Raw genomic sequence first — 15,636 nt, 5'->3', positions numbered from 1 at the left:
ATCAAACATGGATAGAAGTTCATCGCCAAACGGCGAACGAACTGTATCGCGCCGTCAAGCCTGAAATCCTTGATCTGCATCAAAGAAATTGAGCTTGTGCCGGTGGGACAATTGCCTTGCACATTCTCAAGGACTAGCCCATGCAAACGATCGCCCATTACCTCGAGCAGGATCATCGCCGCTGCGACGAGCTGTACAACCTTGCCGAAGCCAGCATCGCCGCTCGCGACTGGGACGCCGCCGCCACCGGCTTCGCCGCCTTCCTGTCCCGGCTCGAGCTCCACCTGGACAAGGAGGAGCGGGTGCTGTTTGCGCGGCTGGAGCGCGTGATGCACAACGCCTGCGGCCCGACCAGCGTGATGCGCATGGAACACGAGCAGCTGCGCGACACCTTGCACCACATGGGCGCCGCGCTGGCCCAGCGCGACAGCGACAGCTACTTCGACCACGCCGACACGCTGCGCGTGCTGATGCGCCAGCACAACCTGAAGGAGGAAAGCGTGCTCTATCCGCTGGCCGACCGCGTGCTGCACGAGCAGGCCGACGCCATCGTCGCCAGCATGGACTACCTGGAACGGACCACGGCGGACGCCGAGGCGGCAGCATGAGCACGCTACAAGAACAGGGCGCCAACGTGCGCCTGCTCGATGTCGGCGGCCTGGAGCCGCCGGAACCGATGGTGCGCATCCTCGACGCGCTCGACCAGTTGGGCCCCGCTGAACGGCTGCGGGTGCTGATCGACCGCGACCCGCTGCCGTTGTACCAGATCCTGCGGCGCTACGGCTACGACTATCGCACCACGCCGCAACCGGACTATCGCTACGAAGTGTTGATCTGGCTGGTTGCCGACGCGCCCGCCGCATGAAATCCGCCGACGCTCCACAACGCGCGCTATCGTTCGACCTCAATCCCCGCCTGTCGCTGCCGCTGCGCTATTTCCTGACCGCGCCGCTGTTCGCGGCGCTGGCGGCCGCGCTGCTGACGTGGCAAGGTCCGGCCGCGCTGCTGACGCGCTGGTCGCCGCAAACGCTGGCGCTGACGCATCTGATGGTGCTCGGTTGCCTCAGCATGACGATGGTGGGCGCGCTGTTGCAGCTGCTGCCCGTGGTGGCCGGCGTCGCGCTGCCGCGGGTGGGCGTGGTGGGCGGCATGGTCCACGTCGGCCTGTGCCTGGGCACGCTGCTGCTGGCGGCCGCCTTCTGGCTGGAGCAAGCCCTGCTGTTCCGCTGGGCGTTGGCGCTGCTGCTGGCGACCTTGCTGCTGTTCGTCGGCGCCTGCGCGACCGCGCTGCGGCGGCGGCGCGGGCCCGGCGCCGGCCCGGTGCTGCCGGGCATACGCCTGGCGCTGGTCTCGCTGGCGCTCACCACCGTGCTGGGCGGCCTGCTGGCCGGCGCCTTCGCCACTCCCGCACTGGCGGGCCTGCCGCTGCAACGCCTGACCGACCTGCACGCGATGTGGGGCCTGCTCGGTTGGGTGGGCTTGCTGGTGATCGCCATCGCCTACCAGGTGGTGCCGATGTTCATGGTGACGCCGCCCTACCCGCCGCTGCTGACCAACGGTTTTACCACCACCATATTCCTGTTGCTGGCGGCGGCCTCGATCACCAGCGGCTTGAGCGGAGCGGCGCAGCTGCTCCATCAGGCCTGCCTGTTCCTGCTGGCGGCGGGTTACGCGCTGTTCGGCGCCTGCACGCTGGGCCTGCTGGCGCGCCGCAAGCGTCCCAGCGCCGACCCCACCACCTTGTACTGGCGCACGGCCATGGCCAGCCTGCTGGCGGCGCTGGCGGTGTGGCTGTGGCCGGGCGACGGCGACGACAACCTGCGGCCGCTGTTGCTGGGGGTGCTGCTGATCGCCGGCTTCGCGCTGTCCGCCATCGCCGGCATGCTGTACAAAATCGTCCCCTTTCTGACCTGGTACCACTTGCAGGAAACCGCCGCGCCCGGCAAGCCCAAGCTTCCCGGCATCAACAAAATCATTCCCGAGCCAGCGGCGCACCGGCAATTCCGCACCCATGCGCTGGCCTTGCTGCTGCTGGCCGCCGCCTGCTGGCGCCCGGACCTGCTGGCCCGGCCGGCCGCCGCGCTGATGGGCTTTTCCTGCCTCTGGCTCTGGTACAACCTGGCCACCGCGCTGCGTCTGTACCGGCGCCTGCGCCCGGCTTCCAAGCCACCCCTAACCGTCACGGCAACCACATGAGCAACACCACCGCAAGCTATATCGAAGCCTGTCTGCTGCAAGCCAGGCCGCGCCTGAACACCATGCTGATACTGATGTTCAGCGAAGCCCAGCTGTTCGGGCAAAAAAGCCAATGGCTGGGCAGCGCCATCGCGCTGATGCAGCCGCTGGGCTTCCAGGAGCGGGCGATCCGCACCGCGCTGTGCCGCCTGGCGAATCACCAGGCGCTGCGCGTCGAGCGTCATGGCCGCCGCAGCCTGTGCCAGCTGGCCCCGGCCACGGCGGCGGCGGTGTGGGCCGCGCGCCAGCGCCACAACATCCCGCCGGAGCGCAGCTTTGCGGAGGACTGGACTATCCTGGTCAACAGCGGCGGCATCGGCGCGGCGCGCTATGCCGCCACGCGCAAGCGCTTGCTGGCCCTGGACTACTGCCTGCTGGCGCCCAACCTGCTGGCGCGGCCCAGCACCTATCGCAGCGCGCTGGACGGCGCCATGCCGGCGGCGGAAGAACTGGGCCTCGCCTTGTTCGACGTGAGCGGCGCGCAACTGGCCGCCGCCACGCGCCAGCCGCTGTTCGGCCGCACCGACTGGGACCTCGACGGCACCGCCGCCCTCTACCAGCAATTCCTGCAACGCTTCGAACCCTTGCGCGCGCTGCTCGATCAACCGGGCGCGATCAGCGACGAGCAAGCCTTCATGGTGCGGCTGCTGGTCAGCCACGGCTACCAGCACTGCCGCCGCAGCGATCCGCTGCTGCCGCAGGAACTGCTGCCCCGGGCATGGCCGGCGATGGCGGCCTACCAGACCTACGTGGCGCTGTATTGCCGCTGCACGGGACAGGCGCGCCGCCACATCCTGGCGCTGAGCACCCTCGCCACCGAAACCCCGCCCGCCAGCGCCGCAAGATTGCGCCGGCCATCGGCGCCTACCGACCATAGAAACGTCCAGCCCGGCATAGGCCGGCAACTGGCTTAGGAGAAAATACATGGAACTTATGACGATGGACGACTACCGTGGTCCCACCTTGAGCGTCACGGTCAACCGCGACGGCAACCGCGTCCACCGCCTGGTCGACGACATCATCCAGCCGCTGCGCGCCACCAAGCTGACGATACGGCGCGATCCGATGGTCGAAGCGCTATTCGGCGCGGCCTGCCCGCGCAACGCGGCGGCCGGGACGACGCGCCAGGCCAAGGGATAAGGTTCTACGTGGCGACATGATTTTTAATTATGTAATAACGTTTCCACTTTGCCTTGGGAGTAAAACATGACTGGAGACCAACGTACCAACAATGTGATCAGTTCGGTGGTGGAGCACGGCATCTGGCTGGCCAACTCGAAGGGGTCGGCCATCGCCTGGACGTATATGCAAACCTACCACGTGCCGCTCGAAGCGATACGCCGCGTGCTGGCCTACCCGGAAACACGCCGGCAGCGGCCTGCCGTCTGCCATCGCTGAGATCGCGCTGCTAGCGATAGCTGGCCAGTATCCTGTCCAGCACGCCCGCATTGAGCAGCCGCGTTTGCGCGTCGATCAAGTCCCGCAGCGACACGCTGCTGTATTTCGGACGCGCGCAATACATGGCGAAGTGGCTGACCACGAGCGGCGTCAGGCGCAGTTTTTTCAGCGTCGGATCTGTCTTCAGTTGATACTCGAAGTCCAGGGTGCGCATGACCATGAAATCGGTACGGCCGGCCACCTGCTTGAGCAATGAGGACATCTCGTTGCTCGCGTCGTCGCGCTTGGCGCGACCATCGGCGAACAGCGGATCCAGGCTGCGGTAGCTGTAGCCCAGCACGGTCCCGATGCGCGCGCCGGCCAGCCCGTCCATGCTGTCCGGGGCCTTGCCGTTCAACGGGCCGACCAGGCGTTCCTCGACATCGAAGAACGGCGCCGGCCAGTCATATTGCTCCACCTGTTCGCTGCTGAGCCAATCCGGACTGACGAAGCAGCGCAAATCCACCAATTTTTGGACCACCGCCATATCCTGGCGCTTACGCGGCAGCAGCACGTAGGCCGGCGTCCGGCCCAATTCCTTGGCCAAGGCATCCTGCCAATCCTTGGTGATGCCGCCGGCCAGCGACAAGCGCCCATTCGGTCCCGGCGCCACCAGGCCAAACGGCATGGTGCGGTTTTCCAGCATCAGAAACCGGACCGGCGGCGCGGCATGGACCCGCGGCATTGCAATGGCGAGCAAGCAGGACACGCCGATCAGAAATTTACATCCACGCATTGAGAACCCGTCTGCCGATAGCGATATGTGCCGAAAAAACACATTATCAACGTCAGCCGCTGTGTTCCAGTAGCGATATGCGGAAGCTGTTCCGCAAAAGCCACACGTTGACCGCCTGCCGCGCGCCGATCTCGACAGCAATTTGGTGAAATTCGCAATTGCTTACTCATGGTGTTCATTGCACAATGTTGAAATGCGACAAAAAACACCCATCCATCACGCCGCCCTGCTGGCCGCCGCGCTGGCCGCCCCAGGGGCGGTCGGCGCCGCCGCGACGCCGGCGCCGTCGTACAAGCCGGACTACTTCGCGCAGTTTCAGGCCAGCACGGCGATGGACATGGTGGCCCGCCTGCCCGGCTTTGTGTTCGATGGCGGGAATGCGGCGCGCGGTGTGGCCGGCAACGTGCTCATCAACGGAAAGCGCCCCGCCTCCAAAACCGATCCGCTCGGCGATGTGCTGGGCCGGATCCCGCTGGCCGGCGTGGAACGCATCGAAGTGATCAACGGCGGCGCGGGCGGCATCGATATGCAGGGCTACCCTACCGTGGCCAACATCCTGCTCAAACAGATGGACCTGGTTTCCGCCAGCATCAGCGCCTCCAGCTATCTGACGCCGGACGGCATCCACCGGCCCTCGCTGGATGGCAACTACAACCTGAAGCACGGCGACCAGAGCATCAACCTCACGCTGGCCAGCAACCGCGCGCCGGATATGTCGCAAGGACAGGGACGCCGGACCACGCTCTATACCACCCCCACCCCGGCCGCCGAAGTGAGCATCGTGGGCGCCGGCATCGCCGAAAACAAGACGATGAAACTGAGCTATGGCCGGGATCTGCTGGACGGCCAGCTGAGCTGGAACGCCACGGTCAATCCCTGGACCTACCAGTCGCAAGCCGAGTACGACGCCGGAACGCGCTCGTCGGGCAGCAACGACAACGCCGGACGCACGGTGGAACAGGGCTGGGCCTACACGCGCGACCTGGCGCACGGGGCGAGCATGGACCTCAAGGCGCTGCACCGGAGCTCCGAGCTGAGCGCCGAATCGACATATGCGGCCGGTGGCAACCTGTCGTACTCGGTGGCCAATGCCACGGCCAACGAGCATGTGCTGGCGGGAGAGCTCAGTTGGCGGGCGCTGGACGGGGTCATGCTGCGCGGCGGTTTTGAACGGACCGTCAACACCAACGACAACAGCAACACCTATCAGGCCAACGCCCATGTCGCCGCAGCGCCAAGCGGCAGCGCCTGGGTCCAGGAATCGCGCCTGGAAGGCCAACTGTCTTCGGCATGGCAGGTCGACAGCTCGCTCAATGCCGAAGCCGGCCTGAAAATCGAACACTCCAGCCTGCGCATCGGCGCCGACCAGCCGGAGGCCAAGGCCTACGTCTATCCCAAGCCACGGCTGCGGCTGTCGTTGTCGCCAACGTCGTCGCTGCTGCTGCGCTTGCGCATGGAGCGCGAGGTCAGCCAGCTGAACTTCGGCGATTCCGCAGGGTACTTCGGCATCGCCGACAAGGCGCTGCGGGCCGACTTGCCCGATCTGGTGCCGGCCAAGACCTGGCTGTGCGAAGGCGCGCTCGAATACCGCTTCTGGGAACGGGGTTCCGCTGTCGTGAGCTACAAGCAATCGCACATCAGCGACCTGGTCGACCGCATGCCGATCCGTACCGCGAACGCCAGCTACGACGCCGCCGGCAATATCGGCGACGCCAGCGCCGACAGCGTCACCGGCCTGCTCACGCTGCCGACCGACAACTGGTCGCTGCCGCAGGGGCTGCTCAAGCTATCGATGACCCGGCGCGCCTCGTCCGTCACCGATCCCACCACGCTGGAGACCCGCGCGCTGTCCGGCGAGCAGCCGCTGGCGTGGAGGATCGAGTTTTCGCAGGACTTGCCGCGGCAGAGGTCCGCCTGGGGACTGTCCATCGACAATGGCTGGAGCAACGACAACTGGCAGGTCGCCGAGCACGACACCAGCAATGGCACCGGCTGGGCCCGCGCGTTCGTCAACTATCGGCCGGCGGCTAATCTGATGGTGACGCTGGAATTGAACAACCTCGCCGGGCGCGTCGTCACCAATGACCGCACCCACTACGCCGGCGACCGGCTGGCCGGAGCGGTCGACTTCGTCGAGCACAGCGTGACCCGTACCCAGCCATTCGCCATGCTGCGGGTGCGCAGGGACTGGTAGGCGGACGCGCTTAACGCGCTGACGGCGGCGGGTAACTGTAATGCACGGTATCGACCATGCTGCCATCGCGGCGGCGGCGTCCGCCTGGGGTCGCGGTTTGCCGCTGGAAGCCGCAACGCAGCGCCAGGGCGCAGCTGCGGAGATTGTCGGCGTCGCAGCGATAGTTCAGGCGCGCAGCCGGCCAGCGGAGGTTGACTTCCTTGACGCAGGCGTTCAACGCTTCCTCTGCCAGGCCGCAGCGCTCATAGCGCTGCCGTAAAAATATGCCTGCTTCGATCTGGCCGTCCACCTCGCCGCCGACGTAACATTCACCGACCAGGTCGCCACGACTATCCCACAGAGAAATGATGAATTGGCGACCACTGCGCCACTCTTCAGCCAGGAATGCCACCAGCCGGCCGGCGTCGGCCACGCTGCTCATCGCCAAGACCGGATCGACCAGCACCTCGTTCAACCGGACGCGCTCTTCATCGACCATTTGCAGCAGCTGCGCGCTGTCGTCCTGGCGGTAGCAGCGCAGCACCAGGCGGGTGGTTTCCAGATGCGCCTTGAACGTGGTCGGCTTAGTCATCGCGCATCGCCATGTCGATCCAACGGCAAATCATGCTCGCCTTGGCCGGCGCCAGATCGCGCGACGGCGGAAAATGCAAGGGATGTTCACGCGGCAAGCTGAGCCACTGACGCAGCAGGCTGGCATTGGCGCGCACGCCGTCATAACTGTCGAGCCCGAGGACTTCCGCCACACCGGGATAGATGCGCGCGTAGTACGACAGGATCGGCGCTATATGGTCCGCCCAAACGGGCTCGGCTACTTCCGCCACCTGATTGAAGACCAGCACAGAGAGCACGCCGCCGCCGGACTGGCGCGTTAATTCGCCGGCCGCCTGCCAGGCGTCGCCACCGATGTAGTACAGCTGTGAGTCGGCAACTGCCCGCCTGGGCGGCAGCGGCTGAGGACTGCGGGCATCTATACGCACCAGACCGACTCCGTTCGCGTCCGTGACTATGCGCGCCGGGAATTCGACGCCGCTGCGTGGACGATTATTACCTTCAAACCTGGTCAAACCCAAATCGATCGCTTCGCCCGCCAAAGCCTGGCCGGCGTGGCGCGCATGAAACTTCACGATCGCGCTTTCGCCCGGCGCCAGCCGGAGCGAGGTCGGCTCGCAATGAATCCACTTGAGCGATGGATGCTCCTGTAACAGCAGCGCCGTACTACCGGATCGCACCGCCTGCACGGCCAGAGGATGGCGGCACAACAGCGCATGCTGCGCCTCGCTGAGCGCCAGGTCCAGCAGGCCGCCCGTCCGCTCCAGCGCCGCCCTGCCATAGTCGATGGCATGCTCATGCAATGCCAACGGGCCGTCGTCGCTCAGCACCACCAGTCGCAGCACGCCCAGGTCCCTGGACTCGCCCGCCGGCCGCTGCAGCGGCATCGAATTGCCCAGGTCGAGCGTCAATTGTAGTCTATCCCGGTGTAACTTCCAGTAGGCCGGACCGCAAACCGAGCCGGCAGGGTTGAGACGCCGCTCCGACGGGAAATTGACCGCTTCCCCGCTCCGGCCAGGGCCTATCACCCCGATCACGCGGCCATAGTTAAACCCGGGTAACTCAGGGTTGCCCTGGTACGCATCGAGCATGAATTTGACCGAGATGCCGGTCTGGCAGCGTTCGCGCAAGCCTAGTATCAGACCGTCCCGCGGGCCCAGCCAGCGTATATTTTCCAGCTGAATCAGCGACTGGAATACACCCGCCGCCATCTGGTCGCCCTTCTCCGTCGGCACCCTGCCGTACCACAGATCGAACAGCGTGGCCGGTTCGACGCGGCCTTCAAAACCCGAACCATCCTGTAGCAGCATGCGCAACGTCAACCCGAATATCTGGGAGAGCGATTGCTGGTCCGGGTCCAGATCGACCATCTTGGCGTAGGGTGCGCCGGAATGTATCGCTCCCAGCGCCTGCCCGTCCAGCCGCGACGCCGCCATGCCGTGCGCACCACTGATGATGCAGTTGTCCAACAAGAAATTATGCAGGCCATAAGGATTGATATATTGAAATCCTGCATATTCCTCGGTCATGTTGGCGCTCCGCCGGCGCGCATTCATGGGCAGCAACTTCACGTCTGGAGAAAGATTCGCCAACTTGTTATTAATCGTGCTGGGATTGGTGAAAAAACACCCGTGAAAATATAATCGCGGCAGATCGAAATAACTCATGCGGCTGCGGGCGTATAGATGTCCACACGCTCCAACAGCTGATGGCCAAAGTCAGACAGAAACCGCTCCGACTTCTCCTTTAAACCACGCATGGTTTCCCGCAGGCCCGCAGTCAGTTGTTCCGCGCGCGCCGCTTGCTTGGCATTTGCCATAAAAACCGCCAAGCCGATGGCCACATAAAGAGAGTGGAAGGCAATATTCACGCCGCGCGGGTATTTCTTTATGGCCGACACCACCAATCCGTCATCGGGGGCATACCAATGCGGAGTGACAAATATTTTCCCCACCAGGTCTGCCAGGAATATCGTGTTGTGTATATATTCGTGGACGATATTCTCGGCGAAGTCGAGCATCGTCCAGGAAGGATTGGGATTCAGCCATATCAACCCGACCATGGACGAGACGGTCCCGCTACTGCCTTCGCGCCGGACGCAGACGATGGCGCCAAGCATGGACTGGATTGCATCATGTAATTGTTCATCGACCGCTTTAATAAAACTCAAGGCGTCGCCTATCCGTCCGGCGATATGCAGTTGCTCGTCGGCCGAATAGCATGCCATCTGCGCGGAAGAAATCAAACCTTCGCGGCGCAATTCTTCCTGCAATACCGGGTTGTGGAATGACACGACGATGTGGTCTTTGCACGGGATCGATGTTTTTTGAATCGCGTTGAGACTGGCGATATAGCTGTGTTTCAAGGACGCGGCTTCGGGCAGATAACCTGTGATGGCAACGACCGCGCGCACCTGATTGGCCACGTTGCGGGCGACGTCAAACGGGGCATAACGGTTTTCATCCAGCAACGCCTGCAGGGATGGCAATGCCTCCGGTTCGGTCGTCACGGTGTCGGCCGGCACCGCAGCGATCTGGCGCCGCTTGTCTTCGGCTTCGGCCGCCAGTGGATCGATGGGGCCGTTGGCCGTGGGGGGCAACGGCGGCAATGGCTCCGCCGGCAATGCCCCGTACATCATGTTGATCGACGAATACCACTTTATATTTTCTTTGACGGTGGCCAGCTCGCTGCCGTCCGGGTTGAATTGAGCGATGGATGCTTCAGCCAGCGTGCTTATCAAGGTGGATTTCATTTCCCATATATCCTTATTCTCGGATGAAAATTCCAGCCGGCCGACGATAAACGGCCGGCCAGCTGGACCTAATATGCGACGGTGGGCAATGCTTTATTTCGCAGGCCGTTTCAGCAAGCCATCAACCACTTTGCGCTCGTCCTGCACTTCCAGCGCTGGCGCGGCGTCACCGCGATCGATTTCCACCGGGGCCTGGCTCATGCCGCCGGCCTGGTGATTGGTCGCGCCCCATACATATTGGGCCGCAGGCGGCGCCGCCGCCGGGGCTTGGGAGCCCCAGACATATTGCGCTGCGGGCGGCATGCCGGCATATTCGGCGCTGGGATGCATCGACCGGACATGTACTTGGGCGTCGTGGGTTATTTCAATTTCATGCAGCAAGCGTCCTTGGTGTGTCACTCGAATTTCCATAATATCTCCATGAAAGCATTGGTTGGGCTACGTAATCGAGCGTGCCTCGCAAAAAGGCACGTTTCACAATAGCAGATAAACCAATGAAGATATTCTATAAATGTCACGGAATTAGTATTTATCAATGACCATGAAAGTATAAATATGATATCGACAAAAACATTCCAATAAAATTCCGATTTTTGAATAAGCTATTAATTTAATACCGCATCGCTAGCAATAAAAAACTAATTAATAACTTCAAACTTGGAAATCGATCAGATCCCGCGACGGCTGTTCCTTGCGCCGACAGCATTCGGCGAATCGAATGCTATTTAGCGGATGGAACGCGCAGCGATCGGCTCAGTTGGCTGAAATGGGACAACTCCTCCGCCTCGGCGTTGGCCTTGGCGGCCGGCTGGCTCTCCGCCGTCGCGGCACTTGTGGACGCCGCTCCCGCGCCCTCCAGGAACGCATACAACAGATGGCGCTGGCCCATGGTCATGTCGCGCGTCACCGGCATGAAACGAAACTGTTCGAACGCAGCCGGATCGGTCAGCCGCCGCACCACCTTCGCATGCCGCTTCACGTGCTCGGGATTGGCGAGATCGAGCCAGTTGTCCATGCACGGCGCCATCGCATTCCAGTTGAGCAGAACATGCTTGTAGACGTTGTCCCAGCTCGGCGCCATCTTCGCGATGGCGTCGTCGGCAGGAAGGACCCGCACATACGCATAGGTATAGGCCTGGGGATCGATCCCTTCCGACGGTGGACTGATGTTTTTGCCTGGCTGCGCAACAAACGCATATATCCCCGCTTCCTTCGCGCTCGCCGGCACGTTCAACACGCCTTGCTCATCGGTCTTCCAATTCTCGGTCCAGAGCGGCAGCGGTTCTTCCTCCGGCATCAGAGACAAGGTCGCGTCGCTGACCTGTTTCAGCGCTTTGCCGCGCTGGTACATTTGAAACCGGGCCACGCTATCGCTACCTTGGTCCAGGTATTGATTGGGCATCGTTGGAATCAGACGTTGGACCGATTCCTTCAGCAAGGCCTCGCCATTGGCGGAACGCAATTCCAGATTGCCTTGCAGCGCCTGTGGGACCACCTGCGGATCGATGTCGACGCTGACGATACCTGCCCCGGCCTCGTAGGCGGTGCGGTCGTATTGCTGATAGCTGAGCGTGGCAAGCCGGGTTTCTGTGCTATCCGCCGGATTGACGGCGACCACCTGCAACACGCCCAGGTCACGTTTTTTCGCGTCGGCGCCAGTCTCCGGAATGCAGTTCGACAAGTCCAGCGTCAGCTTGTTGCTTTCGAGCCGGGCACCCGCATTGCCAAGTGCGGCAGTCGCTCCTGCGGCTCTCAACATCGCGCGGTCGCCGGGCTCGTGGGCAGGCTCGTCCTTGCGCCATATCCCTATCGTGCCAACCAGCAGGCTACGCGCAGGGTTGGGTTGAAAACCACCGGCCATCAGTTTTTTGTAAAGCTCCTTTACCTGTTTGCCGCTGACGCCATTATCCGCCTTCACCATGCTCGGGTCGTCATAGTAGACCGTGCGATAGGCGTTGAAGCTGATCACAATGCCCTGGGCGTCGCCGTCCCCAAGCGCCCGCCACAATGCGTCCAGCGCGTCGCTCTTGTGCGCGTCGATTTGCAGGTCCCGCAGGGGGAAGGAGGTTTGCCAGTTGACCGAGGCGATAGCGGCAATGTATGCCCCTGGATTGCGCTTCATGTTGATATTGCGCGCAGTAAAGCGCTCGCTGCGGCGGGCGGCAACCCTGCAGCCGCCTTCGATCCCGAAGCTGATTCCATCGAAAAACAGTTGCGACGAAATGCTCCCGTATGGCTCCAGATCCACCAACATCCCACTGAAATCCGCAGGAGCGCCGCACAGCGCATCGCTGGTGACCAGGCCCTGGCCAAGATCGACGGCGGACACCTGGGTGTTGAAGAATTTCGCCTGGTGGGTGCCGTGCGGATTCCAGTTGGTGGCGGCCAGGGTGGCGTCTATCGCTCGTTGCCGGAATTGCTGCATCGTCTCGGTGGGCGGCGGCGGGCAGAGTTGCGCATTAATCTCGTCATAAAAAACGGGCTGGTTGTTCGTCACGATAGGGTCCCACGATATGTTCCCCTTGAAATGGATGCGCGGCGTTTGCAAGATGCTCATGGTGGGCTCCCGGTCAGAACTGCTGGTAAATGAAGGCTGGACCGGCAACCTTGTTCCGGTCCGTCAGCGGCGTGGTCAATGCCTTGGTCGCCGCCATGCGCAGGTCGAACATATAGCGCACGGCAATTCCCAATTGCGCGCTGTCGCCATCGAAAGCGGCGTTCAGCGCATCGACCATCCGGCTATACGCCATCGTGCATTCGCGTTGCGCCAGCTGGGCCGCCTCGGGTTCCTTGGAGAAGTCATGCGTTTGCGGGTCGGCGATGGCCGGATAAACCCCGTCCCAGTCCACACCCAGCGCCGCGCCCCACGAATAGCCCTCCTTGGCGTCGCTGCTGGTCAGTACCTGATTCCGGTACAACTCCTCGAAACGATAGAAATGCGCCAGTTCCTGGGAAAAATCCAGCGGGCTGTCGGATGCGCCCTCGCCTTCCGAAACAATCACCTGGATCGCCTTGTGCGCATCGTCATAATTGCTGACGGCGAACAGCTGCCCCGGAAAGAACTGCTGGCCGGTAATTTGATTACGGTTCGCTTGCCAGCTGTCCGGCGGCAAGCCCTGCAGATAACTGTCCAGATGCTCATAGAACTCGCCGATGGTCACCACCTGGCCAGCCTCGGCGTCGAAGGCGGCCGCGCGCAGTTGCTTGAACTCGAGAGGATCAATCGGCACTTCGATCGCCATGCCTTGTTTCATCGCTGCTTCGCCGAACGGCAGCAGATGGACGGTCAGCACCTTTCCGTCCGAGCCGATGTCGCCCGGTAAAGGTCCCGGATAAATGGGCGATTGCAGATGCGGCCGGCCGCCCAGCGCGTTCAGGATATTGGCCCCCAGGCACAGATGTATCATCTCCTGGTGCGTGATCGCCAGCAGCCGACCGCGCGCCCCGGGGTTACTGTCCGGGAGCAATGTGAGCAGCGCATACAAATACGGCGGCAAGGTTCCAAACTCCAGGTTGATCGCCGTCTGGAGCATGGCCTGCGCTTGATCGATACTTTTAATCGGTGAAATCCGTAAACAAATCATGCTGTTCTCCCGATGGTTCTGTCGTTGCGAGTTGAAAGAGTAAATCCCCTGGAAAACCGATCCCGGCCAGCTCGTCAGGTCCGCTCCTGAATTGCCTTCAGCGGATCACGTCCCGCTCCGATTCCGCACTGGTCACCTTGGGCGTTTGCCCCCGCAGCACAGAATTACCGCTGTACAGCGTGCGCTGGTCGACCGCGGCCGGCTCCAGCCAATGTTCCGCACGCATCTCCCCGTTCAGGCCATAGACGGCCAACGCGTTCGCATACACCACTTGATGGATGGTGGCGGCCGACAAGCCACGGCGGGCCATCAGGCGCGCCGATTTCGGTACCGCCAGCGGGTCGGACACACCCCAGTCGCAGGCGGAATTGACGATGATGCGCTCCGGCCCATACTGCGTCACGATATCGGACAGGCGTTCGTTGCCCATCTTGGTGGAGGGATAGATCGTGAATGCGCACCAGTAGCCCCGCTCCAGCACTTCCTGCACCGTTTCTTCATTGTTGTGGTCGATCACGCAGCGCGCCGGATCGAAGCCGCATTCCTCCAGCACGTCCATGGTGCGCTGCGTGCCCTGCTTTTTGTCGCGGTGCGGGGTATGTATCATGATGGGCAAATCGAACTCCTGCGCCAGCGCTATCTGCGCCCGAAACGCCTTGTCCTCCAGCGCGGTCTGCTCGTCGTAGCCGATTTCGCCCAGCGCCACCACGCCCTCCTTGGACAGATAGCGCGGCAGCAAGTCCAGCACCGCCTCGGACAGCGCCGGGTCGTTGGCTTCCTTGGGATTGAGGCCGATGGCGCAATAGTGGCGGATGCCAAACTGGCCGGCGCGGAAGCGCTCGAAGCCGGTGATGGTGGAAAAATAGTCGACGAAGCTGCCGACATTGGTGCGCAGCTGCCCCAGCCAGAAGGCCGGCTCGATCACCGCGACGATGCCGGCCAGCGCCATCGCTTCGTAATCGTCCGTGGTACGGGCGATCATGTGGGCGTGCGGATCGATCAGCATGCCGCTGCCGCCGGCCGGCAGCTGACGCGCCACCGAGCGGGCCAGGCCCAGCTGCTGCGACTGCTCCAGGATGGCGTCGATCATGGCCGGCGTCAGCACGCCACCGCAACACGGACAGGCCGCGGCACGGTCCGCAAACATCTCCTCGACCACGCTGCCGTCGTAGCGCTGTCCGTCGTTCCCATTGGTCTTCATGCTGCATCTCCCTTGATAGAAATCTTCATCCCTCGCGCCACAAACTGAGCTCCGGCCAGGTGATCGCGGCGGTGCGTTGGTATAGGCCTTGACGCTGGCATTCCGCCCGCAACGACTGCAGCGCGGCACGGCCGGCGCCGTCGGCCGGCGCCAGGCTCAGCGCCACGGCCAGCCGCTCCGCCTCGGCGCCGTCGGCCAGCACCCGCGCCACCGCCGCGCAGCCCTCGTCATCGGCGTGCGGCACCACACAACGCCACAACTCCGGACTGACCGCGCGGCCGGCAGCCCAGCGCTCGTGCGCCAGATCCACCAGCATGCGCGCCAACCCCGGATTCGCGCGTTGCTCGAGTCCCTGCACCGGCCAGAGCGGCGTCTCCACAAAAAAGGTCTTGACCACCATCTGGTTCCAGGCGCTCACGTCGAAGTGCGCGGCCGGATACGGATTGCGATGGGCGATGGCCTCGAACACCGGCCGCATGGCCGAACGCACCGCCGCGCGCGCCCGCGCCTCCAGCCCGGCGCCGCCCGGGTACAGCGGAAAGCCGCGATACAGGGCCACCAGTTCATAGATCTCGGCGGTATCGGCCAGCCGATCGAGCAGCCCGGCGAACGCGGCGGCGTCGCCACGGTAACCCGCCAGCACGAACGCCACGCGGGCGGCCTGGTCGACGCTCCAGCGGCCGGGGTCGAAGCCCGGACAGGCGCTGCGCGCGGCCGCCAGTTCAGCCGTCGACAACGCCAGATCGTCCTTGCCTAGCCGGCGCGGTGCCCAGCCCAGCGCCTTGCCCAACTGGCGCTCGCCGTCCGCCGACCGGATCGCCTGCAGTTGCTCGCGGAACCAGCGCAGGCCGGCCTCGGGCAGGCGCGACGCCAGCCAGCGATCCAGCAGATCGACGCTGCTGCGGACCGATGCCATGGCTGCCAGCTGATCTGATTGCTCCATGGTCT

16 protein-coding genes are annotated in these 15,636 nt (G+C 63.4%); 7 read left to right on the top strand and 9 right to left on the bottom strand.

Annotation, left to right across the window (positions count from 1 at the left end; genetic code table 11):
• Positions 1–140: 140 nt before the first annotated feature.
• From AC1RMD_RS20175 to AC1RMD_RS20150, 6 genes are all read left to right on the top strand, one after another.
• Complete coding sequence (locus AC1RMD_RS20175) at positions 141–608, top strand: hemerythrin domain-containing protein (RefSeq protein ID WP_492928714.1); 468 nt, start codon at positions 141–143, stop codon at positions 606–608.
• Positions 605–865: a DUF2249 domain-containing protein gene (locus tag AC1RMD_RS20170; RefSeq protein ID WP_492928711.1), complete on the top strand. Its 261-nt coding sequence runs from the start codon at positions 605–607 to the stop codon at positions 863–865. The genes AC1RMD_RS20175 and AC1RMD_RS20170 overlap by 4 nt, the downstream gene beginning before the upstream one ends.
• The gene (locus AC1RMD_RS20165; protein WP_492928709.1) at positions 862–2,196 is read left to right on the top strand and encodes a permease; all 1,335 of its coding nucleotides are present in this window, start codon (positions 862–864) and stop codon (positions 2,194–2,196) included. The genes AC1RMD_RS20170 and AC1RMD_RS20165 overlap by 4 nt, the downstream gene beginning before the upstream one ends.
• Positions 2,193–3,149, top strand: coding sequence for a PaaX family transcriptional regulator C-terminal domain-containing protein (locus AC1RMD_RS20160; RefSeq protein WP_492928707.1), 957 nt, complete (start codon positions 2,193–2,195; stop codon positions 3,147–3,149). Before AC1RMD_RS20165 ends, AC1RMD_RS20160 begins: the two co-directional genes overlap by 4 nt.
• Positions 3,150–3,159: 10 nt before the next feature.
• The gene (locus AC1RMD_RS20155) at positions 3,160–3,375 is read left to right on the top strand and encodes a hypothetical protein (RefSeq protein WP_492928706.1); all 216 of its coding nucleotides are present in this window, start codon (positions 3,160–3,162) and stop codon (positions 3,373–3,375) included.
• A gap of 66 nt (positions 3,376–3,441) precedes the next feature.
• A complete protein-coding gene (locus tag AC1RMD_RS20150; RefSeq protein ID WP_492928704.1) occupies positions 3,442–3,633 on the top strand; it encodes a hypothetical protein in 192 nt (63 codons plus the stop codon).
• Between the two features lie 10 nt (positions 3,634–3,643).
• On the opposite strand, the gene AC1RMD_RS20145 is transcribed toward AC1RMD_RS20150, so the two are convergent.
• On the bottom strand, positions 3,644–4,381 hold the full coding sequence (locus tag AC1RMD_RS20145; protein ID WP_492928702.1) for a substrate-binding periplasmic protein: 738 nt from the start codon (positions 4,379–4,381) through the stop codon (positions 3,644–3,646).
• A gap of 220 nt (positions 4,382–4,601) precedes the next feature.
• Here AC1RMD_RS20145 and AC1RMD_RS20140 point away from each other — a divergent pair, with 220 nt between their 5' ends.
• Entirely contained in the window at positions 4,602–6,602 is a 2,001-nt protein-coding gene (locus AC1RMD_RS20140; protein ID WP_492928701.1) for a TonB-dependent receptor, read from the top strand.
• A 10-nt stretch (positions 6,603–6,612) separates the two neighbouring features.
• Here the strand turns inward: AC1RMD_RS20140 and AC1RMD_RS20135 are convergent, their stop codons facing one another.
• From AC1RMD_RS20135 to AC1RMD_RS20100, 8 genes are all read right to left on the bottom strand, one after another.
• Positions 6,613–7,173, bottom strand: coding sequence for a GNAT family N-acetyltransferase (locus AC1RMD_RS20135; protein WP_492928700.1), 561 nt, complete (start codon positions 7,171–7,173; stop codon positions 6,613–6,615).
• On the bottom strand, positions 7,166–8,818 hold the full coding sequence (locus AC1RMD_RS20130) for a hypothetical protein (RefSeq protein WP_492928699.1): 1,653 nt from the start codon (positions 8,816–8,818) through the stop codon (positions 7,166–7,168). Before AC1RMD_RS20130 ends, AC1RMD_RS20135 begins: the two co-directional genes overlap by 8 nt.
• Complete coding sequence (locus AC1RMD_RS20125) at positions 8,815–9,903, bottom strand: aKG-HExxH-type peptide beta-hydroxylase (protein WP_492928698.1); 1,089 nt, start codon at positions 9,901–9,903, stop codon at positions 8,815–8,817. The genes AC1RMD_RS20130 and AC1RMD_RS20125 overlap by 4 nt, the downstream gene beginning before the upstream one ends.
• A 93-nt stretch (positions 9,904–9,996) precedes the next feature.
• Positions 9,997–10,314 carry a hypothetical protein gene (locus tag AC1RMD_RS20120; RefSeq protein ID WP_492928696.1) on the bottom strand — a complete coding sequence of 106 codons (318 nt, stop codon included), beginning with the start codon at positions 10,312–10,314 and terminating at the stop codon, positions 9,997–9,999.
• A 310-nt stretch (positions 10,315–10,624) separates the two neighbouring features.
• Positions 10,625–12,460, bottom strand: coding sequence for a hypothetical protein (locus AC1RMD_RS20115; RefSeq protein ID WP_492928694.1), 1,836 nt, complete (start codon positions 12,458–12,460; stop codon positions 10,625–10,627).
• A gap of 13 nt (positions 12,461–12,473) precedes the next feature.
• The gene (locus tag AC1RMD_RS20110; RefSeq protein ID WP_492928692.1) at positions 12,474–13,436 is read right to left on the bottom strand and encodes a ferritin-like domain-containing protein; all 963 of its coding nucleotides are present in this window, start codon (positions 13,434–13,436) and stop codon (positions 12,474–12,476) included.
• A 148-nt stretch (positions 13,437–13,584) separates the two neighbouring features.
• Entirely contained in the window at positions 13,585–14,688 is a 1,104-nt protein-coding gene (locus tag AC1RMD_RS20105) for a TatD family hydrolase (RefSeq protein ID WP_492928690.1), read from the bottom strand.
• Positions 14,689–14,713: 25 nt separating this feature from the next.
• Positions 14,714–15,631 (bottom strand): EboA domain-containing protein, encoded by a 918-nt coding sequence (locus AC1RMD_RS20100; RefSeq protein ID WP_492928688.1) that lies wholly within the window; start codon positions 15,629–15,631, stop codon positions 14,714–14,716.
• Positions 15,632–15,636: the final 5 nt, after the last annotated feature.

Source organism: Duganella sp. GW822-FHT06D06, assembly GCF_058799615.1.
This window is presented reverse-complemented; position numbering and strand designations above follow the sequence as displayed.